The sequence below is a fragment of the Microbacterium gorillae genome (assembly GCF_050990725.1).
Taxonomy (GTDB): Bacteria; Actinomycetota; Actinomycetes; order Actinomycetales; family Microbacteriaceae; genus Microbacterium; species Microbacterium gorillae_A.
On sequence record NZ_CP158844.1, the window covers coordinates 118436 to 140761 of the forward strand.

The window sequence follows — 22326 nt, forward strand, 5'->3', positions numbered from 1 at the left end:
CGGGCCCGCCCTCGTATGCCAGACTCGCAGTAGCCCTAGCAAGGAGAACCGTGCGCCCATTGCCGTTCCGTCCCCGTCCTCGCCGTGCGATTCGACGTGGCGCGATGTTCGCCGCCGTGGTTCTCGGCGCATCAGTGCTGGCGGGATGCTCGGGAGGGCTGTCGGAAACGGGAGAACCGCTCACCACGGCGCAGTCCGAGCTGCTCGCGCAGGCGCGGTTCCAGCTTGGCCAGTCGGAGGAGTATGTCGCTCACGTGCAGTTGGGTGACCCCGAATCCGACTCGCATGCGGTGGCGGACCTGACCGTTGACGCCACCGAGCATCGCGCCTGGGGAACCGTGAAGCGCGGCCCGGAGGGGCTGGCGGTGGAGCAGCGGGTGCTGCTGACGACGGACTGGTACGCGTGGAACACCGACCAGGGCTGGCAGGCGTCGGGGTGGGGGCAGGGCGACCTCGCACCGATGATCATCCTGTTCTCCCTCTCCGCGGATCGTCCGGAGAACGCCCAGCTGCTTCAGCAGTCCGATGCACGCTACCTCGGTACCGAGGATGACCTCGAGGTATACCGCCTGCCGTCGAGCACCGAGGGCTCGGAGGCCGTCACCCGGCTGTGGCTCGACGACAACAAACTCGAACGCCTCGACAACGGCACGGATGACCTCGTGATCACCGTCGACGAGTCGGCCACGCCGGAGCCGCTGCCGGACGACCTGGCTGCGCTGATCGAGAGTGCGAAGTAGGAGAGGACGAGCATGTCTGACTACGAGGTTGTGGAGATCGGTGCGCCGGAGCGGTGGCACGAGTACGTCGGTGGCTTCCGGCCGGAGACCACCTGGGCCGGGCGGCACGTGGTGGATCACGATCTGCAGATGCAGTACATCGGGATGACCGCCAACGCGCTCCAGCCCGGCGACTCGGTCAGCTACTGGCATCGTCACTCGCGCATCGAGGAGCTGTACGTGTTTCTGCACGGGCGCGGCCAGATGGGCCTCGATGACGACGTGGTGGACGTGGGGCCGGGTTCCGTGGTCCGCGTGGGGCAGGGCGTGTGGCGCACGTGGCGCGCGCGTCCGGACAGCGCGGAGGAGCTGCGGTGGCTGTGCATCCGATCCGGTGGGGGCGAGCTTCCCCACTTGCCGGATGACAGCGAACGCGCCGTCGACCGTCCGCTTCCCTGGTGACGACTGGTCTCCCGATTAGCGTGTGCATCCGGCAGAGCGCCAGGATAGGGGAGTGAACCCGACCGCCGCCCGAGGCCTGCGCCTCAGCCGCCAGGAGTGGGTGCTGGTCGCCATCACCTTCCTGTGGGGCGCCACCTTCCTCATCGTGCACTTCGCCGTGACCACGACAGGCCCCTGGTTCTTCGTCGGGGTCCGGTTCCTCGCCGCCGGTGTGATCGGCGCCCTGGTGCTGAACCGCGGGCTTCGAGGACTGCGTCCGCGGGAGATCGGCGCAGGCGCCGCGATCGGTGTGATGGTGTATCTCGGCTACGGGTTGCAGACCGTGGGGCTGCAGACCATCGACTCCAGCACGTCGGCGTTTATCACGGCGTTCTACGTGCCGCTCGTGCCGCTGCTGCAGTGGGTGGTGTTCCGCAAGGCGCCGCGCTGGACCGTGTGGATCGGTGTTGCCCTGGCGTTCACGGGGCTCATCCTCGTGGCGGGACCCTCTGCCGCGGGGTTCTCCCTGGGCCAGGGCGAGCTGGTCACGATGATCAGCACTCTCGCCATCGCCGCCGAGATCATCCTGATCGGCGTGTTCGCCGGTCGCGTGGACGTCGGCCGGGTGACGGTGGTGCAGCTGATCGTGGCGAGCCTCCTGGCGTTCCTCACCATGCCGGTGGCGGGTGAAGCAGTGCCGGAGTTCTCGTGGGTGTGGCTGCTTGCCGCCGTGGGACTGGGTGCGATGAGCGCGGCCATCCAATGGGCCATGAACTGGGCGCAGCGCTCCGTGTCGCCGACTCGCGCGACCATCATCTACGCCGGCGAGCCGGTGTGGGCGGGGATCTTCGGCCGCCTGGCCGGGGAGCGCCTGCCGGCGCTCGCCATCGTGGGAGCCGCGATGATCATCGCCGGCATGGTGGTCAGCGAACTCACCCCGCGCTCTCGCCGCCGCACCCCGCCGCAAACATAGCCCGCGAGACTTCCGTCTGTGGGCGAGAATCCACGCAACGCGGCGATTGTCGCCCACAGACGGAAGTCTCGCGGGTCATGGTGTCGGGCAGGGGACGGACGCGGGGTCGGCCGAGGAACGGACGCCCGAGTGCGAATGAGGGTCCAACGAGGGACCGGGTGAGCGGGCGACGCGGGGAGGGGGCGTTGCGGAAGGGCGGACGACGGGGTCAGCCGAGGAGGCGGACGCGGACGGAGCGGTCGTCGAGGTCGACGATGTCGCCGTCCTGGAGCTGACGGCCGCGACGCACTTCGATCTCGCCGTTCACGGCCACGAGGCCTTCGGCGATGACCTCCTTGCCCTCACCACCGGACTCGATGAGATCCGCGAACTTCAGGAACTGGCCGAGGCGGATCATGTCGCTGTCGACCTCGACCTCGGGGATGTCTGCGGAGCTGGTCACTCGTCGATCGTATCGATCCCACACGTGCGAGAAACCCATGCACGGCGGAGAAACACCGCAACGCGGGGATTCTCGACCGTGTATGGGTTTCTCGGGATCAACCCTCGAACGTGGCGGGGTGGGGGCCGGTGCGACCGTCGATGTCGAGTGCGTCGATCGCGGTGAGCTCATCCGCGGTGAGGTCGAACCCGAACACGTCGAGGTTTTCGGCGATGCGCGACGGGGTCACGGACTTCGGGATGATGATCCGGCCCTGCTGCAGGTGCCAGCGCAGCACCACCTGCGCCGGCGTGACGCCGTGCGCGGCCGCAGCCGCCAGCACCGGCTCGGAGCCGAGTGCCGCGCCCTGCGCGAGCGGGCTCCATGCCTCGGTCGCGATGCCATGCGCCGCGTTCGCCGCCACCACCGCCCGGTTCTGGAACGACGGGTGAAGCTCCACCTGGTTGACGGCAGGAACGACCTCAGCATCCGCAAGCAGTCGGTCCAGGTGCGCGGGCTCGAAGTTGGAGACGCCGATGGCGCGAACTCGACCGTCGGCGTAGATCCGCTCCAACGCGCGCCAGGTGTCGCGGTAGAGGTCCCGACCCGGTGCCGGCCAGTGGATCAGGTACAGGTCCAGCGCGTCGACGCCGAGCTTCTCCAGCGTGACGTCGTAGGCGCGCAACGTGGCGTCGTAGCCGTGGTCGGAGTTCCACACCTTCGAGGTCAGGAAGAGGTCGTCGCGGGCGAGGCCGGATTCGGCGATCGCACGACCGACGCCCGCCTCATTGCCATAGATCGCGGCGGTGTCGATGGAGCGGTAGCCCGCCTGCAGCCCCGCGGTGACAGCGGCGGTGGTCTCCGCATCGGGGACCTGGAAGACGCCGAAACCGAGCTGGGGCATCGGCACGCCGTTGTTCAGCGTGATCAGGGGGATGCCGATGGACATGGCTCTCCTTGTGGGATGAGGGATGGGTCAGGCGGCGACGGGGATGGCCGGCGCCGGGACCGGGCGGGAGGTGCGGGCGGCGAGCGCGGAGGCGATCATCACGACGAACGCGACGACGGTGATCGCGGCGCCGATCCACAGCGGTGACGTGAACCCGAGGCCGGCGCTGATGCCGAGACCGCCGGCCCAGGCGCCGAGGGCGTTGCCCACGTTGAAGGCGCCGATGTTCGCGCCCGAGGCGAGCGTGGGTGCCGTGTCGGCGTAGGCCATCACGCGACTCTGCAGCCCGGGAACGGTGCCGAATCCGAATCCACCCATCAGCACCAGCAGCGCGATCACCGCCGGCTGCCAGCTGGCGAGCAGAGCGAAGGCGGCGAGCACCAGGATGAGAGCTCCGATGAACCAGAGCAGGGTGGCGTCACGGTGCTTGTCGGCCAGACGACCGCCGAGCGCGTTGCCCACCACGAGTCCAGTGCCGAACAGCACCAGCAGCCACGGCACCGCGCCGGCGGAGAAGCCGGACACCTCGGTGAGCGTGTAGGCGATGTAGGTGAACGCGCCGAACATGCCGCCGAAGGCGAGAGCGGTCACGATCAGCGACAGCCACACCTGGCCGGAACGGAATGCCGCGAGCTCGCGACGCAGGCTCGGCGCCGCGGTGTGTCCGGAGGCGGCCGGCACCAGAGCTGCGACGCCGATGAACGCGATCACGCCGATGGCCGCGATGGCCCAGAACGTCGAACGCCAACCGAACTGCTGACCGAGGAACGTGCCGAAGGGCACGCCCAGCACGTTGGCGGCGGTGAGGCCCGTGAACATGATCGCCACCGCGCGCGCCGCCCGATCAGCGGGGACGAGCGACGCCGCGACCACCGATCCGATTCCGAAGAAGGCACCATGGCAGAGGGCGGCGATGATGCGACCGACCAGGGCGATGCCGTACTCCGGCGCCAGTGCCGTGATGACGTTGCCGACGATGAACAGCACCATCAGCCCGAGCAGCACGGTCTTGCGTGGTAGGCGAGTGGTGGCAGCGGTCAGCCCCAGAGCACCGACCACGACGGCGAGGGCATAGCCCGAGATCAGGCCACCCGCTGCGGCTTCACTGACGCCGAAGTCGCGCGCGACCTCGGGCAGCAGGCCCATGATGACGAATTCCGTCAGTCCGATTCCGAACCCGCCGATGGCGAGTGCGAGAAGTCCGAGAGGCATGTGTGGAGCACTCCTGTAAGATAGTTGCAAACGCGGGATATTGCGTCGACAGCAATAATGATTGCACGCGCAACTATCCAGCGCAAGCAACTACTTGAGGAGGAGTGTCATGGGGATCTCCGACGACGCCGTCGAAGTCCGCGCCCAGGGGTGGCGCACGCTCGCCGCGCTCCACGGTCGCATCGAGTCCGAGCTGGAGCGCGCGCTCGGTGCCCACGTCGAGCTGTCGGTCGTGGAGTACACCGTGCTGGACGCCCTCAGCCGCCAGGACGGCTGGCACATGCGGATGCAGCAGCTCGCGCACGCCACGGCGCTGAGCCCGAGCGCCACCACGCGCCTGGTCACCCGGCTGGAGGACCGCGACCTGCTCACCCGCATCCTCTGCGTGGACGACCGGCGCGGCATCTACACCGAGCTCACCGCCGAGGGATGGAAGCTCTACGAGCGCGCGAAGCCGATTCACGACGAGACGCTGGAGAGCGTCCTGCGCGCCGTCAGCGAGGAGCCGGAACTCGCGCCCTTGGCTGCGCTCCTCGCCGGCGAGCGGGTCTGATCACCGCGCACGGCCCGACATCACGGCGCATGCTGCCGCGACGCCGCCCGGAACTGCGTCGGTGAGGAGCCGTTGATCGCACGGAACTGCCGCGAGAAATAGAACGCGTCCGGGTATCCCACCTGCGCCGCGATCTCCGCGACGGGAAGATCCGTCGTCACCAACAGCTCGCGCGCCCGCGCGCTGCGCAGCCGCTTGAGGTAGTCGACGACGCTGTAGCCGGTCGATGCTTTGAACAGCGCGGAGAAGTGCGACGTGCTCAGCTCCGCCAGTCGCGCCAACTCCGAGACCGGCACGGCCGAGGCGAGGTTGTCGCGCAGATACTCCTGGACCACGTGGATGCGATCCGCCGTGTGGCGCTCCCGACGCAGGCGATCCGCGGCGAGGACGGCCAGCAGATGCCAGCCCGCTCCGGCGGCACGCAGCAGCGTGCCTGTTGTCTCATCCGCCTCCAGGAGGGTGACAACCTGCTCGATGAGGGCGACGGCGGTGAACACGTCATGCAGGTGCACGACGGGATCGTCCTCCGGTCCGCGGATCTGCGCGACGAGTTCGGCGACATCCGACCCGGTCGCGTGCAGCCACCAGATGGTCCAGGGGTCTTCCTCGTCGGCGAGGTACGAGTGGGCTCGGTCGGGCGGGAGGACCACGGCGTCGCCGGGGCCGACGGGGAGGCGCTGACCGTCCTGCATCACCCAGCCGCCACCGTGCGTGCACACGATGACGATCGCCTCGGCGGCGCCCGCCGCGCGAATCCGTCCGTGCGCGGCGGCGCGCGGGAAGTACCCGGCATCGGTGACGAGCAGCCGCTGGGTCACCGGCCGCGCACGGGCCTCGGCGGCGAGCGGGACGGGAAGTACGCGCAGGCGCTGTCCGGGGAATCCATCGCGGCGGAGCATGCGCCGACGATAGCACTCATCGGAGAATCATCCAGGTATGCCGGAGAAACCAGCATTCCGTCCCCGTGGTGACCGTGGATATCGTGGCGACATGCTCACAGGAGAGATGACGGCATCAGCCGATCGGACAGGTCGCTACGTTCCCGTTCCGCCGCGTGAGGGGCTTCCGGAGCGCCTCACCATCACGCTCTGGGACTTCTCCTGGTACGTCCGCACGGGCCAGGGCGAGCCGTTCGAGAGCCTGGATCAGGCCGCGGCCGAGGCAGTCGAGCGCGGCTACAACACCATCCGCATCTGCGCGATGCCGTTCCTCCTGTTCGGTTCGGGGCTGGACACCAGCGCCGTGGAGCTGGACCGGCTGGGCGGCGACTACGCGCAGAACGTGCGCTGGTACGACGTCGGCTCGCCCACCGTGATCGACGGCCGTGCGCACCTGCGGGAGCTGTTCGAGGTGTGCCGGCGGCACGGCCTCTTCGTAATCCTGTCGTCGTGGGAGTATCAGCAGTCGTCCTCCTTCGCCACGAGCTCGGACTGGTGGGAGGCGCTGCGCGCCGTGGATCCGGAGGATCGTGCCGAGCGCCTGGCGGAGTCCTTCGCCGGGCTCATCGACTTCCTCGCCGAGCACGGGCTGGACGACCGAATCGCCTTCACCGAGTTGCACAACGAGGTCCAGATCGGCCACCTCAGCGACGGACTCACCAGCTGGCTGGTGGATGACGCTCGCACGGTCGTCGAACTGGAGCCACGGCTCACCCGGGGACTGACGCGATTCCACGAGCTGCAGCCGGATCAGCCCGTGACGGTCAACTACGCGCATGTGCCCGTGGCGTCGATGCGTGCGATTCCGCACAACATCGACGTGCTCGTCGTGCACCCGTACATCTACGGCGTGCTCGACGAGGTGACGCAGGCGTTCGACCTGCGTGGATCGCTCGCCGACTTCCCCCGAGCAGCGGTGGAAGCAGCGGGCATCCTCCGCGCGGACGCCCCCGATGCCGAGAGCTGGGTGCTCCCGGCGGATCGCGCGTGGAAGTCGGAGGCGACCATCGTCGGCAAGCCTGAGATCTTCCTGCACGACTGGGTGGATGCCGACGCGTTCGACCGCTTCCTCTACGAGCGCTACCAGGCGCATCGAGTGGAGATGGACCGGGTGCTGCGGATCTGGCTGGATGTGGCGGCGGATGCGTCGCGCTCCCGCGGGATTCCGCTGGCGTTCGGGGAGGGGTGGATCGGCTACACCCCGCTGCACGGCACCTTCGAGGAGGGGCCGGTGGGCAGCGAGTTCTGCCGACGAGCGGTGCGGGAGTCCGCTCGCGTCGGAGCCTGGGGCACCATCGTGTGCTCCAACGCGGCTCCGCATCATCCGATGTGGGCCGATGTCGCGCTCCAGATCGAATGCAACCGGATGTTCACCGAACATCTCACTCACTAGGCGCACGCGCCCCATCCATCGGTCGTCGAGGAGGACACCATGGCACCAGAACTGCAGGTCACACGTCGAACCTTCCTCGCGGGTGCGCTCGCGCTGGGAGGAGCATTCGCCCTTTCGGGATGCGTCACGGGAGGTTCCCCGGGCGCGAGTGGGAGCGGCGGCGCCGCGAGCGGCACCCTCACCCTCCAGTCATCACTGTCGGATCCGGCCCCCAAGGCGGCTCTCACCGCGGTCATGGACGCCTACACGGGCGGCAAGGTCACGCTGAACACGGTGGCGATCGAGCAGTTCCGCGCTCAGCTGTCCACCTACCTCTCCTCCAACAATCCGCCGGACGTGCTGACCTGGTACGCGGGTTCGGTGGCGCGTGACTACGCCAGCAAGGGATACCTGCTGGACCTGTCGGAGATGTGGACCGGGAGCGGTGCCGCCGCGAACTTCTCGCCCGCCCTGAAGGCGCTGTCCACCGACGACAGCGGCAAGCAGATCTTCCTTCCCACCTCCTACTACTGGTGGGGCGTCTTCTACCTCAAGGACAACTTCGCGAAGTGGGGCGTCACGGAGCCGAAGACCTGGGACGAGTTCATCGCGATGTGCGACAAGCTCAAGGGGATGGGCATCAACCCCCTCGCCAACGGCATCGGCACCACGCCGTGGATGGCGTCGGGATGGTTCGACATCCTCAACCTGCGCGTGAACGGTGCCACCTTCCACCGCGAGCTGCTGGCCGGGAAGCACTCGTTCGACAGCGCCGAGGTGCGCAAGGTGATGTCGTACTACGCGCAGCTGGTGCCGTATTTCGACCCCAATATGACCTCCTACGCCTGGCAGGACGCCGTCACGCCGCTGGTGCAGGGCAAGGATGCGATGTACCTCACCGGCGCGTTCATCAGCCAGAACATCACCGATAACCCCGACAACCTCGACTTCTTCAGCGTGCCGGTGATCGACCCGTCGGTCCCGACCGCGGAGGAAGCCCCGACGGACGGCTACTTCGCCAGCGCCAAGACGAAGGATCCGAAGGGGACCATCGCGATGCTGTCGTACCTCGCGAGCCCGAAGGCGCAGCAGGAGTTCATCGAGAAGGCCGGATCGTCCAATCTGCCCACCTCGCCCGACGTGGACGCCTCGCAGTTCAGCCCGCTGGTGCAGAAGGGTCTGAAGATGCTGAACGAGACCGAGGAGATCACGCAGTTCTTCAACCGCGACTCCTCCGACGCGCTGCAGACCACCGCCGACACCGCGCTGACGAAGTTCCTCGCCAAGCCGGACGACGTGGACAGCATCCTCAAGGAGTGGCAGACGGCCGCAGAGAAGGTGTGGAACTCGTGAGCCGCCCGGTGGGCACGGCGACCGCGACGATCGTGGCCGGACGCCGGCGGCGAAGCGCGGTCCGCCGTGTCCCACCGATCATCTGGGCCTTCCTCCTCATCCCGCTCCTGGTGGAGCTGGCCCTGGTGTTCTGGCCGGCGATCAACAGCTTCTACATCTCCCTCACGAAGTGGAATGGGGCGGGTGCACCCGAGTGGGTGGGGTTCCGCAACTTCGAGAACCTCACCACCGACCCGGTCTTCATCCAGGCGCTGCTGAACAACGTCTACTGGGTGGTCGGATTCGGTGGCGCCTCGGTGGTGATCGGGTTGCTTCTCGCTCTCGCCCTGAACCGGCCGCGGCGCGGTGTGGGCTTCTACCGCAGCGCGATCTACCTGCCGATGGTGTTCTCCCTCGCCGTCACCGGTCTGTTCTGGCGACTGCTGTATCAGCCCGACGGCGCGGTGAACACGGCGCTCGATGCGATCGGGCTGGGTGCGATCGCCCGGCAGTGGCTGGCCGATCCGAACACCGCTCTCACCGCCGTGCTGATCGCCGCGGTCTGGCGGCAGTGCGGCTACATCATGGTGCTGTACCTCGCCGGCCTCAAGGGCGTGGATCCCACGCTCGAAGAGGCGGCGCAGGTGGACGGCGCGAATCGCTGGCAGCGGTTCTGGCGCATCGTGATGCCGCAGATGAAGGGCGTCAACTCCGTGGTGTTCGCCGTGACGGTCATCGACTCGCTGCGCACGTTCGACATCGTCTGGACCATGACGCGCGGTGGCCCCTACAACTCCACGCAGCTGCTGTCGACGTACATGTACCAGACCGCCTTCTCGACGGTTGATCTCGGGTACGGGTCGGCGATCGCCGTGATCATCTTCCTGCTGGCGATCGTCTTCATCATCGGCTACCTGGCCAGCGCCGCACGATCGGAGGACTGAGATGAGCACGCATACCGCCACGCTGCATCAGGTCGGGGACACTCGCCCGCGCCGCCGCCACTCGTGGGTGTTTCACGCGGTGATGGCCCCGGTCTCGCTGCTGTGGGTCGCGCCGCTGATCTTCGTGGTCTTCGTCGCCTTCCGCTCCTTCTCCGACATCACTTCGAACGGTCTCGGAGGCCTGCCGCAGTCCTTCTCGCTGGACGGGTTCGTCACCGTGTTCACGCAGGGACTCGCCGGCAACGCGCTGTGGAACAGCGTGATCGTCACGGTGTTCACCGTGCTGCTCTCGCTGCTGCTCTCCTCCTGGGCCGCGTTCGCGCTGAGTCGCTATGAGATTCCGCTGCGGCGGACGATTCTGCTGATCATGCTCGCTGGTAACCTGCTGCCCGCCCAGATCCTGCTGATCCCGGTCGCCCGCATCACCGAGACGCTCGGCATCGCCGACACCCTGTTCGCCCTCATCGTGGTGCAGGTGGCGTTCGGCATCGGGTTCTACACGTTCGTGCTCTACGGCTTCATGCGCTCGATCCCCACGGAGATCTTCGAGGCGGCACGCGTCGACGGCGCGGGGGAGCTGCGGGTGTACCTCCAGCTCGTCCTCCCGCTCACGCGCCCGTCGCTGGCGGCGCTCGGAGCGCTGGCCACCACGTGGGTGTGGAACGACCTGATCTGGGCGCTCACCGTGCTGCGGACCGAATCCAAGTTCCCGATCACGGCGGAGCTGCTGAACATCCAGGGCGGCTTCGTCAGTCAGTGGAACGTGGTGGCGGCCGGCGCGATGATCGCCGCGCTTCCCACGGCGATCGTCTTCTTCATCTTCCAGAAGCAGTTCGTGTCGGGCCTCACGCTCGGCACGGGCAAGTGACCCCTCCAAGGAGCACCATGTCGCAGTGGCATCTGCGCACTCGCCGTACGTCCTATGCCGTGAGCCTCACGCCCGACGCCTCGGGTGCGGTGTCCGATTACTGGGGACCCGCGCTCGCGGCGGGCGAGGATCCGACGCCGTGGTCGGAGCCGGACCGGTTCGTCGGCTATGCCTCCGAGGCCGACGCCCAGCCCCTCGAATACGCCAGCGACGGCCAGCGGCACACCGCCTTCAGCGAGCTCCTCATCGACCGCGGCGACTCCCGTACCGGCGCGCGGTGGACGCTGCACGGTGAGCCGCAGTGGCGTTCGGATGCGAGCGGTGACGAGCTTGAACTGGTGTTTCACGACGAGACCGAAACGCTGCACCTGGTCTTGGGATACCGGAGCTCCCGCGACCACGACGTGATCCGTCGCTGGACCCGCATCGCGAACCACGGGTCCGACACTGTGACGCTGCCTCGCGCGTTCTCCGCGGCGTGGAATGCGCCCGTGGGTCAGCGTGTGCGCGTGGACTACCTCGCCGGATCCTGGGGGCGGGAGTTCCAGGCACGCAGCGCGCAGGTGCACTGGGGCACGTTCAGCATCGGCAGCCGGCAGGGCGTCACGGGGATGAGCTTCAGCCCGGTGGTGCGCGTGAGCGCGCTGCCGGACGATGACGACGATGTCGCGACGCGATCGGGTGCCGATGCGTACGGGGTGGCCCTGGACTGGAGCGGCTCGTGGCGGCTGCAGGTGGAGACAGCCGCCGTGGGCTCACACGCTCGGGTGTCGGCGGGCGTGGACGACGATGTCACCACGGTCACGCTGCTGCCGGGCGAGGAGTTCCGCACTCCGGACAGCCTGGGAGCGTATGCCGCCTCCGCGATCGAGCTGTCCTCGCGGTGGCATGAGTTCCAGCGCGGGCTGGCGCGGGAGCGCGGTTCGCAGACCCAGCCGATCGTCTACAACTCCTGGATGGCCACCACGTTCGACGTCGACATCGCGCAGCAGCTGGAGCTGGCTCGGCGTGCCGCAGCGATCGGGGTGGAGACGTTCGTGCTGGACGATGGCTGGTTCCGCGGGCGCATGTCCGATCGTGCGGGACTCGGGGACTGGCAGCCGGATCCGGCGAAGTTCCCGAAGGGGCTGAGCGAGCTGGCCGATGGCGTCGAGGCGCTCGGCATGCGGTTCGGGCTGTGGGTCGAACCCGAGTGTGTGAATCCCGACTCCGATCTCTTCCGCGCCCATCCCGACTGGGTCTATCGCGCCGAGGGGCGTCCACTGCTGACGATTCGCAATCAGTACGTTCTCGATCTCGGCCGCGAGGAGGTCGCGCTGTGGGTGATGGCGACGCTGCGTGACCTGCTGTCATCGGCGCCGATCGGGTATCTCAAGTGGGACATGAACCGGCCCGTCACGGACGGCGGGCGCGCCGGTGATCCGCACGGACGACAGTGGAGCGTGCAGCACACGCGCAACTACTACCGCGTGATGGACATGTTGCGCGCGGAGTTCCCCGATGTCGTCGTCGAGGCATGTGCGTCGGGTGGCGCGCGGATCGACAATGCGGTGCTGCAGCGCTCCGACGTGGTGTGGACCAGTGATCAGGTGGGCCCGCGCGACCGGCTCGTGATCCAGCACGGCTTCCTCAGCGCGTATCCCTCGTGGACGATGAGCTCCTGGGTGGCGGAGGACGACGGTCACCGGGACCGCGAGGCGGCGTCTCTCGGCTATCGCTTCGCGGTGGCGATGTGCGGCGTCCTGGGCATCGGACTGGACCTCTCGCGCACGTCGGACGCGGACCTGGAGGAGTGCGGACGCCGGATCGAGGCCTATCGCGGGATCCGCGACGTGATTCTCGCGGGTGACGTGCGCACGCACGGTGACCCGCATCGGGGGCTCTACACCGTGGAGTACACGGCCGAGTCGCGGACGGTGCTGTTCGTCTTCGACCGGGATCGTGATCGAGCCCGCGACCGCGATGCGGCCCGCGTGTATCCGGCGGGGCTACGTCCCCACACCCGCTACGACGTGCGTGACGGCTACGGGCGCACGATGGGTCGGCAGATCTCGGCCGAGGAGGCCGGTGTGCGCGGGGTCCCCGTGACCTTCTCGTGGGCTCCCGATGCCGATGTGCTGATTCTGGATGCGGTCGAGGCATGATCGTCCAGGCATTCATCGATCAGGACCGGAAATTCGGGAGGATGTGCTCCTTCAGTTCGGCGAAACATCCAGGTGGATCAGCGGTTCGGCCATTCAGTCCGGCGGGGCAGCGCTCCTAGCGTATGAGCATGCAACCTGAGATCCGCATCGACCCCTACCGCACCGAGCCTCCCACGCACCTGCGCGCGTTGCTCGAGCGCGGTGAGGTGATCGCCTGGGAAGACGAGGTGGTGCTTCCCACCTACCTGCCGGACACCCCCTCGCAGCTGCCGATGTTCCTCGATCAGCGGGTCTATCAGGGCTCCTCCGGACGCGTGTATCCGCTGCCGTTCATCGAAGGAGTCGCCCGGGACAGCGTCGATCGAGCGTGGCGGGTCGTTCACCTGGAGAACGCCTACCTGCACGTCACGGTGCTGCCGGAACTGGGCGGACGCATCGCCACCGGATTCGACAAGACCACCGGCTACGACTTCCTCTACCGCAACGACGTCATCAAGCCGGCGCTCGTGGGCCTCACCGGCCCCTGGATCAGCGGCGGCATCGAGTTCAACTGGCCGCAGCACCACCGCCCCGCCACCTTCCTGCCCGTGCAGTGGTCCATTGAGGAGGGCGACGACGGATCGCGCACGGTGTGGTGTTCCGATCACGATCCGTTCACGCGGATGGCCGAGGCGCACGGTATCCGGCTGCACCGCGACAGCACGGCCATCGAGATCGCCGTGAACCTGCACAACCGCACACCGCTGAAGCAGACCTTCCTGTGGTGGGCGAACGCCGCGGTCCGCGTGCACGACGACTACCAGTCCTTCTTCCCGCAGGACGTGCACTACGTGGCCGACCATGCGCGGCGCGCGATCACCGCCTTCCCCGCCGCGGACCGGCCGTACTACGGCGTCGACTACCCGGCGCGGGGTCGCGAGTGCGCGGGTGCCGACCGCATCGACTGGTACCGCAACATCCCGGCACCCACGTCCTACATGGTCGTCGACACGGCCGAGTCGTTCTTCGGTGGCTACGACCACGCTGCCGGTGCGGGCATCGTGCACTGGGCGGATCGGCGGATCTCCCCGGGTAAGAAGCAGTGGACGTGGGGGAACTCGCCGTTCGGGCACGCGTGGGACCGGCACCTCAGCGACGACGGCGGTCCCTACGTGGAGCTGATGGCCGGGGTGTTCACCGACAACCAGCCGGACTTCGCCTGGCTCATGCCGGGGGAGACCAAGCGCTTCTCGCAGTTCTGGTACCCGATTCCCGCCCTGGGTCCCGCGCATGCGGCGACGCCGCGGGGCGCGCTGCACGTGGAGGCGTCGGACAACGGTGTGGCCGTCGCGTGCGCGGTGACGGCGCCGACGGCCGTCGTGCTGCGGGTGTTCGCTGCCGGTGCGATCGTCGCCGAGGAGCACCGCGACCTCGTGCCCGGTGAGGTGCTGCGCGTCGCGGCGTCGGGATCGGATGTGCGGGTTCTCGCGCAGGACGCTGCGGGCGAGATCATCGCCGAGTGGCGCCCCGCAACGGATCCTCCGGTCGAACCGTGGGTCGCCACCGCGCCGGCATCAGCGGAGGACATCGCCAGCGTCGACGAGCTGTACCTCACGGGGTTGCACCTGCAGCAGTATCGCCACCCCACGCGTCGTCCCGAGACGTACTGGGACGAGGCGCTGCGCCGGGATCCGGGGGATGCCCGCACCAATCTTGCGCTCGCGGAGACCCTGCTGCGTCGCGGGTCGTATGCCGAAGCACGTGATCACGCCGCGCGGGCCATCGCACGTCTCACCGCGCGCAATGAGCGCCTGCGCGACACCGAGCCCTACTACTTGATGGGACTGATCTGCGAACGGCTTCGCGACGACGACGCCGCGCTGGACTGGTTCGCTCGTGCCGGCTGGGATGGCTCCTGGGTCGCCGCTGCCGGGGTGCGTGCTGCGCGGATCGCTCTGCGACGCGGGGATTTCCGCGCTGCACTGGCCGATGCGGACGCGCTTGCCGCATCGCGGCCGGAAGACGTGGCGCTGACCGCGATCCGCGTGGTCGCCCTGCGCGGGCTCGGCGACGCGGAGCAGGCCGATGCCGTCCTCGCGAACGCCGTGCGGGCGGAGCGGGGCAATGTGCTGCTGACCTTCCTGGCCGAGGGAGCCGTGCCGGATGACGCCGGCCTCCGGCTGGATCTCGGGCTGGACCTTCGCGATCTGGGACTCACCGAGGACGCGGTTCGCCTGTTCGAAGCGGCGGCGCTGGTCGCCCCCACGAGTGCCGGAAACCCGGCGCCGATCGCCCGCTATGTCCTCGCCGCGCTGCTCGACGATCTCGGTGATGTCGCCGGTGCCGCCGCGGCTCGCCAGCTGGCTCGCGACACCGATTCGCGCTGGTGCTTCCCCGCGGGTCTCGATGCTCATGACGCGCTGACGCGTGCGCTCGCGGCCGATCCGTTCGACGCAGTCGCAGCGGACCTCCTCGGAATGCTGCTCTATGACGCCCATCGCCGGGGCGAGGCGGTGGTGCTGTGGCGGGAGGCGGCAGATCGGAGCGGCGATCCGCGTCTGCACCGCAACCTCGCTCTCGCACTGTTCGAGGTCGATCACGACACCGCCGGGGCGTGGGGGCACTACGTTCGTGCGGTGGAGGCCGACCCGCGCGACGCACGCCTGCTGTTCGAGTGGGATCAGCTCGCTGCCCGTCTCGGGCACTCCGTCGAAGAGCGCCTCGATCGGCTGCGGCCGAGGGTCGATGTGGTGGAGACGCGTGACGACCTGACCGTCGAATACGCTCGCCTCCTCACGGCTGCGGGCGAGGCTGCCCAGGCGCTGGAGCTGCTGGAGGGTCACGAGTTCCAGCCGTGGGAGGGCGGCGAGGGACGAACGCTGGCGGCTTGGGATGAGGCGCGCGCGGCGCTCGGGCTGGGACTTGCGGATCCGCCGCTGAGCCTCGGTGAAGCGCGCCCGGAGGCCACGGCACCGGTGGCCAAACACGAGGATGGCAGCACCGACTACTTCGCCACGAGTCTTCCGGACGTGCTGCTGTTCACGTACGATCCGCGCGCGGAGTCCGCGTGACGCAGCTGCTCACCCTGCGTCGCGGGGATCTCGTGGCGGTCGTTGCCCCGGAGCTGGGTGGTCGTGTGCTCTCCTTCACGCGGTCCGGAGACGAAGTGCTGTGGCAGAACACGGATCTTCTCGATCCCGACCTGCAGCCCCGCGAGGCGGTCCGGCGGGGAGCCACCGGGTTCGCCGAGTGGCTGAACTGGGGCGGAGACAAGTCCTGGGTTGCGCCGCAGGGGTGGGGTTCGCCGGATCTCTGGCCGGGCCCACCGGATCCGACGTTCGATGGCGGAGCGTTCTCGGTCCACGATCTCCGTCCCGATTCGGTTGGTCTGGTGAGTGCCGATGATCCCGCCACGGGGCTGCGGATGCGTCGGGACATCGCCCTCTCCGATGGAGGGATGACCGTGCGGACCTCGCTGACCAACGTCAGTGAGGTCACACGCACCTGGGCGGCGTGGGAGGTGGTGCAGTTGCCGATCGAGGCCGCAGATCTGCGTTCGGGCTCGGTCCGTGTGCGGACGTCACGCGCGGCGTCGCCCCACGTGCTGCACCGGCTCGTGGGCGATCTGCCGGTCATCTCCCGGGACGGCGTCACCGCGGTGCAGCTGACGGACGCCGTCGGCAAGCTCGGCTTCCCGAACTACGACGGGTGGATCGAGTATCGCCGTGCCTCGGGCGTGGGTCTGCGGCTGTCGAGCGCGGTCACCTCGGGACCGCATCCCGACGACAGCCCGGCCCAGCTGTGGGTGCAGACGCCACAAACGCAGCCGATCGCCGAGCTGGACGGCTTCCGCTCCACCGCGGCGCTGCTGGAACTCGAGCTGGTGAGCCCCCTGGCGACGCTCGCCCCCGGGGAGAGCGTCGGCCTCCTGGTGCGCTGGACCCTGCTCTGATTCAGCCGCGCCGAAGGCGGAGCCGCGGGAACCAGCAGTTCACGCTGTCGCGGTAACGGCGGAAGGGTTCGCCGAAGCGCTCCTCCAGGTCGGCTTCCTCGCCGGGACGCACCAGCCAGTTCCAGATGAGGGCGCCGGCCAGCGCATACAGCACCACGAGCCAGGATCCGAGGATGAGCCCGGACGCCACGCCCTGACCGATCCCCGCCACCGCCATCGGATTGCGGACCACGCGGTAGGGCCCGACGATCACCAGATCACGGGCGGCGGCCGCCGGCAGTGGCGTTCCCTCGCCGAGCGACGCCATCACCGCGGCCGACCACAACCCGATCGGAGCCGCGGCGACGAACAGGGCCACACCGAAGACGTGCACCCAGCCGGGAACAGGGATCGCCAGCTGCCAGCGCTCCTCGATGAATCGGATCCCCAGCGGCACCAGCCACAGCAGCACGGCCCAGAACACGACGATCTGCGCCGCGGTGTTGAGGAGGTGATGTCGCGCACCCGTGCCGCGTGCGGGTCGGATGCGGAACGGTCCGTGGAAGATCCACTCGGCCGGCACGCGATTCAGCAGCAGGACCACCCCGGCCGCGACCGATCCGACGCTGGCGGCCACCATGAGAAGCGCGCCCCACCCGGCCTGCGTGGTGATCGTGGCGTACAGCGCCATACCGGCCGTGATCAGCACAGTCCACGGCGCGATGATCCAGGCGCTCCAGCGCGGACCGAACGCCGCGAGCAGCGATCCGCCGACGAACAGCGGGATATCCACGACGGCGATGAGCGCGGCATCGAGATCGCCGAGCGTCGCCGTGCGGATCGCCGGAATCGTGAATACGCTGGTCCACCACAGTGCGCCCGCCAGCGCCTGCATGCCGAAGTAGACGCGCGCCCATCGTGCGTCGATCGTCGACACGTCGAAGCGGCGGGCGCTCACGTCAGAGACCGAACTGCGTGCGCCAGTAGCGGAGGAACGCCGCCCCCGCCTCGTCATGGATGAGGTCGCCCTCGATGATCACGCGATAGGGCTTGTCCAGCACCCCGTCCGACGGACGAACGTCGACATGGGCCACGTCGAATCCGTCGGCGTGCAGCTGATCGGCCATCTTGTAGTCGGAGCGGGAGTCGCCCACGGAACGCCACGTACGCGGCAGCGGTCCGCGCGCGGCGAAGTGCTCGAGGGCACGGACGGCGCCCCGGTCCTTGTCGAGCAGCACCGATTCGATGTCGGTGGAGATCACGGTGGGGTCGACGCGGAACGGCACCGCGCCGGTGTCGTCGGGCTGCTCGCGATCGCCGTAACGGAGTCCCAACCCGCGCCCGGTCAGCAGCGCGTAGGCCTCGTCCTGGAACGCGGACTGAGCGGCGTAGTAGGTGGGGGAGTCGACGTCGGTGCGCTGCTCCACGGAGATCATCGCGCGCTTGGTCTCGTCGAAGAACATCGTGTCGCCGTAGGTTGCTTCGGCGAGGTCGCGGATCGCGGCGATGTCGTCGGGGCGGAAGGCGACCGACTCGTCGACGGTGATCTCACCGAGTCCGTTCTCATCGATCGGCGCCCACACCGCGCCCTTCTCGAACACGCCGAACATGCGTGCACCCGGCGCGCGCAACGCATCGGCCAGTCCGTGCGCCATCAGTGGCGCGACCACCTGCTCGTTGATGAACGCGTCAGAGCGCCCGGTGACGAAGGCGACGGGCACGCCGGCCGCGGTCAGCGCGATCAGGTCGTCGATGATCGTGGGGATGGCGATGGTCCGGCTCACCGGCGAGGCGATGGGGCCGTCCACGTCGAGCAGGAGTCCGAGATCGGGTGCAGCACTCACGCTCCCACCCTAGGGGCTTCGCCGGTCACGTCCCGCGACAGCCTCACGCAGTGGGGACGAGGGTGGCGGCGGTGCGGAGGGATCGGACTGAGGCGATCAATACGCGATCAGCTCGAGCCCTGGCGCTCCGCGGAAGTGTTTCGTGTTGCCCGTGAGAAGCGGCAGCTGCTTCGCGATGGCACAAGCCGCGATCCATCGGTCACCGACATGGTCCTTGGCAGTGCCCAGCGGATGCCCGAGAGAGCGAGCATCGGCGAGAAGCCGGCTGTAGGCATCGACGACGTCAACGTCCTCATCGACCGTGGGCGTCGCGTCCAGTTGAGCACGTGTCTGGTCAAGCCGCTTCTGGCCCCACCCTGCGAGAAGGGCACCGGCCAGGACCTCGGCCCTCGTCTGGAATGAGATCACGGGCCGGGATCCAGCGAGAGCCAGGCGCCAGGCCGCCACGGGGTGCCCCTGCCTCGCAACAACCCCAGCGGGCGTGATGAACAGTGCGCTGTAAACATCCGTGTCGAGTAAAGCGACCTGTATCGCCGTCACTCAGAATCCGATCGCATCAAGGAATGCTGCGGCTTCGTCGTGGCTGAGGTCTGCAATCCCTTCGGGGCGGGGGCCCTCGGTGCGCGCCAGAATCGCTTCCAGAGGAACAGAAGCTCGCGCGCTCGCGACTCCCGGGGCCGCAGACGCGGCCTCAATGGTGGGGCGATGAATGTGTGAAAGCCGTCCCTTCGCATTCCGCACCGGCGAGCCAACCACATGGACGTACTCGCCCAGGAGTCGACCTGCTTGTACATCGTCGGCGACGTCGACCAAGGCAACCCGATTGCCGACATCGTCTGTCACCTGGAGCCGGTGGCTGTCGAGGTTGACGGCGCGCAACCGCCCGACGAAACTCACGATGGCATGAGGAGAGACATCGTCCGAGGACCACGTGTGCTTGTGGGTCTCGCCCGTACTAAACCGCTGGGACACACGGCCGTCGACGGCGAACTCGACGCGAGGAGCGACACGGGCGAGCGCTGCGCGGAGGTTTCCCGCGGCGATCGCCAAGGGGGCTGAGACCCATTGCGGACGTCTGTCGGCTGCGATCGAGGAAACGATCTCCTCGAACCGGGCATCGAACGACAGCTCCTCATCCACATCGAACTCGAGTGAGCCTGTTCCGGCTGATATCCGTTGCAGGAACACACGTGTGCTGCCCGGCCCCAGCCCGATATTGAGTCGTGCCAGCCGGTGCGCACGTTTGCTGGGACGCCCGATCAGTTCGGACTCGGTCTCCTGTCTGCCCAGCTTTGTGGCGACTTCTTTCAGGCTCTGCACGAGCGCGATGAGATCGTCAGCCTCCAGCTGACCCGATGGTGCTGATCCGTCGAGCAGCCGGAACTCAAACTGCTTTGCCATTGGGATCACCTCCACCTGTCCCCCGTGATTGCAGGTGACCAGACTACCGAGGGGCCCCGACGCTGACTACCACCGAACTAGCGCGCTGTGGAAACGTGCGGCGCTCCTACCCCGTGGGCACGAGGGTGACGGCGGTGCGAAGGCAGTCGATGAACGCGTGACGGGTGGCGTCCTCGTCCTCGCTGTCCCGCCACGCCGCCAGCAGGCGCGTGGTGGGGGATCCGGCGATCGGGACCACCGTGATCGAGGGCGGCGCGAGCTGGCGCACCGACTCGGGAAGGATGCTGGCGCCCACGCCCGCCGCGACGAAGGCGAGCGCCGTCTCCTGGTGCACGACCTCCTCCACCACGTGCATAGTGCCGGGGGTGATCCCGAGGGTCTGGTCCACGCGCGTGACGAATCCCGCCATCAGCGAGCGGGGGTAGGAGATCATCGGCACCTCGAGGATGTCCGCGACACTGACCTCCGTGCGTGAAGCGAGCGGATGGTCGCTCGGCAGGCACATGACCAGACGCTCCTCGAACACCACCTCGGTGGCGAGCGTGGGACCGAAGGCGCTGTTCGGGAGGTCGTCGCGCACGATGCCGACGTCGAGGGTTCCCTCGCGCAGTCGGTCGAACTGCTCGCCGGACGTCAGGGGGAACAGGGAGAGGGAGACGCGCGGGCGCTCGGCGCGGAAGCGGCGCGTGACCTCGGGCAGCACCGTGTAGTTCGCCGAGCTGACGAAACCGACGGCCAGCTGTCCGGCCAGACCGTCGACGTAGTCGCGCATCTCCGCGCGGACCCCCTCGACCTCGTCGATGATCCGTCGCGCTCGCTCCTGCAGGTGACGACCGGCCGGAGTGAGGGCCACGCGGCGGGTGCTGCGCTCGAACAGCGGCACCCCCACCTCCTGCTCGAGCCGGCTCACCTGAACGCTCAGCGGAGGCTGCGACATGTGCAGTCGTCGGGCGGCTCGACCGAAGTGGAGCTCGTCGGCCACCGCGAGGAAGTAGCGCAGCTGACGGAGTTCCATGGGGGCACGATACGCCGCCCGTATTACCGCGACGTTTCCGGATCATTGCGAGCAAAACGCTATTAATCCGAGCCGGAAAAGGTATTTGACCAGGGTTTGTTTCGACCGCTTCTCTGGAGGGGAAGGACTCGATGAAAGGCCCCACACATGACTGCAGACACCCGGATCGACATGCTCTACCTGAGCGAGCCTGACGTCATCGCCGCCGGCATGAAGGACATGGATCGCTGCATGGAGGTCATGGACGAGGTGCTCGTTCTCGTCGCGAACGGCGACTACCGGATGGCCGGGAACTCCGCCAACTCGCATGGCGCGCAGATCAGCTTCCCGCAGTCGTCGCCGTTTCCCGGAATGCCGCTGGATGCCGCCGACCGCCGCTTCATGGCGATGCCCGCGTACCTCGGCGGGCGCTTCGATGCCGCCGGCGTGAAGTGGTACGGCTCCAACGTCGACAACCGGGAGAAGGGCCTCCCGCGATCGATCCATCTCATCGTGCTCAACGACAAGGAGACCGGCGCGCCGTTCGCCATCATGTCGGGCAACCTGGAGAGCGCCTACCGCACGGCCGCCGTTCCGGGAGCAGCCGCCAAGAAGCTGGCTCCGGTGGATGCGACGTCCCTCGGGATCATCGGCCCCGGCGCCATGAACAAGAGCGCGCTGCACGCCATGACGGCCGCTCGTCCGACGCTCCACACCATCCGCATCAACGGTCGTCGTCGCTCCACGGCGGAGGCCTTCGCCGACTACGTGCGCGAGCACTACCCGCAGTTCACCACCATCGAGATCGCCGAGACCGTGGAGGCGGCGGTGCGCGACTCCGACATCGTGTCGGAGGCCGTCACGGGTCTCGTCGGCTCGGAGAACTACCCCTACATCGACGGTGACTGGATCAAGCCCGGCGCCTTCCTCAGCCTCCCCGCGAACCTGCGGATGGACAAGGAGTACACGCTCTCCGGCAAGGCGCGACTGATCGCCGACGCGAAGAAGATCTACGAGGCCTGGGCCGAGGAGTATCCGGCGCCGTCGCACGAGACCGCGTTCGGCATGATCGGCCTCTACTGGCAGGACCTTATCGAGGCCGGCGAACTCGACGCGTCCCGCGTCGTCAACATCGGCGACGTCTTCCAGGGCACGGCCGAGGGTCGCGAGTTCCCCGAACAGCCCGTGCTGTTCAGCGTCGGCGGGATGGGCGTCGAGGACGTCGCGTGGGCGAAGACCGTCTACGAGAACGCCCTCGAGCTCGGCATCGGCACCAAGCTGAACCTCTGGAACACGCCGGATCTGGCCTGA

The 22326-nt window shown here is 68.2% G+C and carries 21 protein-coding genes; 12 read left to right on the forward strand and 9 right to left on the reverse strand.

Going from position 1 to position 22326, the window contains the following annotated elements:
- The first annotated feature begins 104 nt into the window (after positions 1 to 104).
- The 3 genes from ABTV68_RS00540 to ABTV68_RS00550 are packed head-to-tail and all read left to right on the forward strand — an operon-like array spanning position 105 to position 2133.
- Positions 105 to 740, forward strand: coding sequence for a hypothetical protein (locus ABTV68_RS00540; RefSeq protein WP_433675665.1), 636 nt, complete (start codon positions 105 to 107; stop codon positions 738 to 740).
- Positions 741 to 752: 12 nt separating this feature from the next.
- Positions 753 to 1181 (forward strand): cupin domain-containing protein, encoded by a 429-nt coding sequence (locus tag ABTV68_RS00545; protein WP_433675666.1) that lies wholly within the window; start codon positions 753 to 755, stop codon positions 1179 to 1181.
- A gap of 52 nt (positions 1182 to 1233) precedes the next feature.
- Entirely contained in the window at positions 1234 to 2133 is a 900-nt protein-coding gene (locus ABTV68_RS00550; RefSeq protein WP_433675667.1) for a DMT family transporter, read from the forward strand.
- Between the two features lie 208 nt (positions 2134 to 2341).
- On the opposite strand, the gene ABTV68_RS00555 is transcribed toward ABTV68_RS00550, so the two are convergent.
- The 3 genes from ABTV68_RS00555 to ABTV68_RS00565 all read right to left on the reverse strand — a co-directional run bounded on the left by ABTV68_RS00555 (position 2342) and on the right by ABTV68_RS00565 (position 4715).
- Positions 2342 to 2575, reverse strand: a complete 234-nt coding sequence (locus ABTV68_RS00555; RefSeq protein ID WP_433675668.1) for an RNA-binding S4 domain-containing protein — start codon at positions 2573 to 2575, stop codon at positions 2342 to 2344.
- Between the two features lie 97 nt (positions 2576 to 2672).
- Complete coding sequence (locus tag ABTV68_RS00560; protein WP_433675669.1) at positions 2673 to 3503, reverse strand: aldo/keto reductase; 831 nt, start codon at positions 3501 to 3503, stop codon at positions 2673 to 2675.
- A gap of 27 nt (positions 3504 to 3530) precedes the next feature.
- The gene (locus ABTV68_RS00565; protein ID WP_433675670.1) at positions 3531 to 4715 is read right to left on the reverse strand and encodes an MFS transporter; all 1185 of its coding nucleotides are present in this window, start codon (positions 4713 to 4715) and stop codon (positions 3531 to 3533) included.
- 109 nt (positions 4716 to 4824) lie between these two features.
- Here ABTV68_RS00565 and ABTV68_RS00570 point away from each other — a divergent pair, with 109 nt between their 5' ends.
- Positions 4825 to 5268, forward strand: a complete 444-nt coding sequence (locus tag ABTV68_RS00570; protein WP_433675671.1) for a MarR family winged helix-turn-helix transcriptional regulator — start codon at positions 4825 to 4827, stop codon at positions 5266 to 5268.
- Positions 5269 to 5288: 20 nt separating this feature from the next.
- On the opposite strand, the gene ABTV68_RS00575 is transcribed toward ABTV68_RS00570, so the two are convergent.
- Complete coding sequence (locus tag ABTV68_RS00575; RefSeq protein WP_433675672.1) at positions 5289 to 6167, reverse strand: helix-turn-helix domain-containing protein; 879 nt, start codon at positions 6165 to 6167, stop codon at positions 5289 to 5291.
- 91 nt (positions 6168 to 6258) lie between these two features.
- Here ABTV68_RS00575 and ABTV68_RS00580 point away from each other — a divergent pair, with 91 nt between their 5' ends.
- The 7 genes from ABTV68_RS00580 to ABTV68_RS00610 all read left to right on the forward strand — a co-directional run bounded on the left by ABTV68_RS00580 (position 6259) and on the right by ABTV68_RS00610 (position 16797).
- Positions 6259 to 7599 carry a cellulase-like family protein gene (locus ABTV68_RS00580; RefSeq protein ID WP_433675673.1) on the forward strand — a complete coding sequence of 447 codons (1341 nt, stop codon included), beginning with the start codon at positions 6259 to 6261 and terminating at the stop codon, positions 7597 to 7599.
- Between the two features lie 39 nt (positions 7600 to 7638).
- Positions 7639 to 8931: an ABC transporter substrate-binding protein gene (locus ABTV68_RS00585; protein WP_433675674.1), complete on the forward strand. Its 1293-nt coding sequence runs from the start codon at positions 7639 to 7641 to the stop codon at positions 8929 to 8931.
- Entirely contained in the window at positions 8928 to 9854 is a 927-nt protein-coding gene (locus tag ABTV68_RS00590) for a carbohydrate ABC transporter permease (protein WP_433675675.1), read from the forward strand. The genes ABTV68_RS00585 and ABTV68_RS00590 overlap by 4 nt, the downstream gene beginning before the upstream one ends.
- A 1-nt stretch (position 9855) precedes the next feature.
- The gene (locus tag ABTV68_RS00595; RefSeq protein ID WP_433675676.1) at positions 9856 to 10722 is read left to right on the forward strand and encodes a carbohydrate ABC transporter permease; all 867 of its coding nucleotides are present in this window, start codon (positions 9856 to 9858) and stop codon (positions 10720 to 10722) included.
- Between the two features lie 17 nt (positions 10723 to 10739).
- A complete protein-coding gene (locus tag ABTV68_RS00600; protein ID WP_433675677.1) occupies positions 10740 to 12866 on the forward strand; it encodes an alpha-galactosidase in 2127 nt (708 codons plus the stop codon).
- A gap of 128 nt (positions 12867 to 12994) precedes the next feature.
- A complete protein-coding gene (locus tag ABTV68_RS00605) occupies positions 12995 to 15916 on the forward strand; it encodes a DUF5107 domain-containing protein (RefSeq protein ID WP_433675678.1) in 2922 nt (973 codons plus the stop codon).
- A complete protein-coding gene (locus ABTV68_RS00610; protein ID WP_433675679.1) occupies positions 15913 to 16797 on the forward strand; it encodes a DUF4380 domain-containing protein in 885 nt (294 codons plus the stop codon). Before ABTV68_RS00605 ends, ABTV68_RS00610 begins: the two co-directional genes overlap by 4 nt.
- A gap of 1 nt (position 16798) precedes the next feature.
- Here ABTV68_RS00610 and ABTV68_RS00615 read toward each other — a convergent pair whose 3' ends face one another.
- From ABTV68_RS00615 to ABTV68_RS00635, 5 genes are all read right to left on the reverse strand, one after another.
- Positions 16799 to 17734: a methyltransferase family protein gene (locus ABTV68_RS00615; RefSeq protein ID WP_433675680.1), complete on the reverse strand. Its 936-nt coding sequence runs from the start codon at positions 17732 to 17734 to the stop codon at positions 16799 to 16801.
- Between the two features lies 1 nt (position 17735).
- Positions 17736 to 18620 (reverse strand): hypothetical protein, encoded by an 885-nt coding sequence (locus ABTV68_RS00620; RefSeq protein WP_433675681.1) that lies wholly within the window; start codon positions 18618 to 18620, stop codon positions 17736 to 17738.
- A gap of 96 nt (positions 18621 to 18716) precedes the next feature.
- Complete coding sequence (locus ABTV68_RS00625; RefSeq protein ID WP_433675682.1) at positions 18717 to 19160, reverse strand: PIN domain-containing protein; 444 nt, start codon at positions 19158 to 19160, stop codon at positions 18717 to 18719.
- Complete coding sequence (locus tag ABTV68_RS00630) at positions 19161 to 20036, reverse strand: hypothetical protein (protein ID WP_433675683.1); 876 nt, start codon at positions 20034 to 20036, stop codon at positions 19161 to 19163.
- A 91-nt stretch (positions 20037 to 20127) separates the two neighbouring features.
- Positions 20128 to 21036, reverse strand: a complete 909-nt coding sequence (locus tag ABTV68_RS00635; protein WP_433675684.1) for a LysR substrate-binding domain-containing protein — start codon at positions 21034 to 21036, stop codon at positions 20128 to 20130.
- A 147-nt stretch (positions 21037 to 21183) separates the two neighbouring features.
- Between ABTV68_RS00635 and ABTV68_RS00640 the strand changes: the two genes are divergently transcribed.
- Positions 21184 to 22326 (forward strand): tyramine oxidase subunit B, encoded by a 1143-nt coding sequence (locus ABTV68_RS00640; protein ID WP_433675685.1) that lies wholly within the window; start codon positions 21184 to 21186, stop codon positions 22324 to 22326.

Excerpts from the sequence above, each read along its gene's own strand:
- ABTV68_RS00540 (WP_433675665.1), top strand. The coding sequence starts at position 105 with ATGTTCGCCGCCGTGGTTCTCGGCGCATCAGTGCTGGCGGGATGCTCG.
- ABTV68_RS00545 (WP_433675666.1), top strand. The coding sequence starts at position 753 with ATGTCTGACTACGAGGTTGTGGAGATCGGTGCGCCGGAGCGGTGGCAC.
- ABTV68_RS00560 (WP_433675669.1), bottom strand. The coding sequence starts at position 3,503 with ATGTCCATCGGCATCCCCCTGATCACGCTGAACAACGGCGTGCCGATG.
- ABTV68_RS00565 (WP_433675670.1), bottom strand. The coding sequence starts at position 4,715 with ATGCCTCTCGGACTTCTCGCACTCGCCATCGGCGGGTTCGGAATCGGA.
- ABTV68_RS00570 (WP_433675671.1), top strand. The coding sequence starts at position 4,825 with ATGGGGATCTCCGACGACGCCGTCGAAGTCCGCGCCCAGGGGTGGCGC.
- ABTV68_RS00575 (WP_433675672.1), bottom strand. The coding sequence starts at position 6,167 with ATGCTCCGCCGCGATGGATTCCCCGGACAGCGCCTGCGCGTACTTCCC.
- ABTV68_RS00580 (WP_433675673.1), top strand. The coding sequence starts at position 6,259 with ATGCTCACAGGAGAGATGACGGCATCAGCCGATCGGACAGGTCGCTAC.
- ABTV68_RS00585 (WP_433675674.1), top strand. The coding sequence starts at position 7,639 with ATGGCACCAGAACTGCAGGTCACACGTCGAACCTTCCTCGCGGGTGCG.
- ABTV68_RS00595 (WP_433675676.1), top strand. The coding sequence starts at position 9,856 with ATGAGCACGCATACCGCCACGCTGCATCAGGTCGGGGACACTCGCCCG.
- ABTV68_RS00600 (WP_433675677.1), top strand. The coding sequence starts at position 10,740 with ATGTCGCAGTGGCATCTGCGCACTCGCCGTACGTCCTATGCCGTGAGC.
- ABTV68_RS00605 (WP_433675678.1), top strand. The coding sequence starts at position 12,995 with ATGCAACCTGAGATCCGCATCGACCCCTACCGCACCGAGCCTCCCACG.
- ABTV68_RS00635 (WP_433675684.1), bottom strand. The coding sequence starts at position 21,036 with ATGGAACTCCGTCAGCTGCGCTACTTCCTCGCGGTGGCCGACGAGCTC.
- ABTV68_RS00640 (WP_433675685.1), top strand. The coding sequence starts at position 21,184 with ATGACTGCAGACACCCGGATCGACATGCTCTACCTGAGCGAGCCTGAC.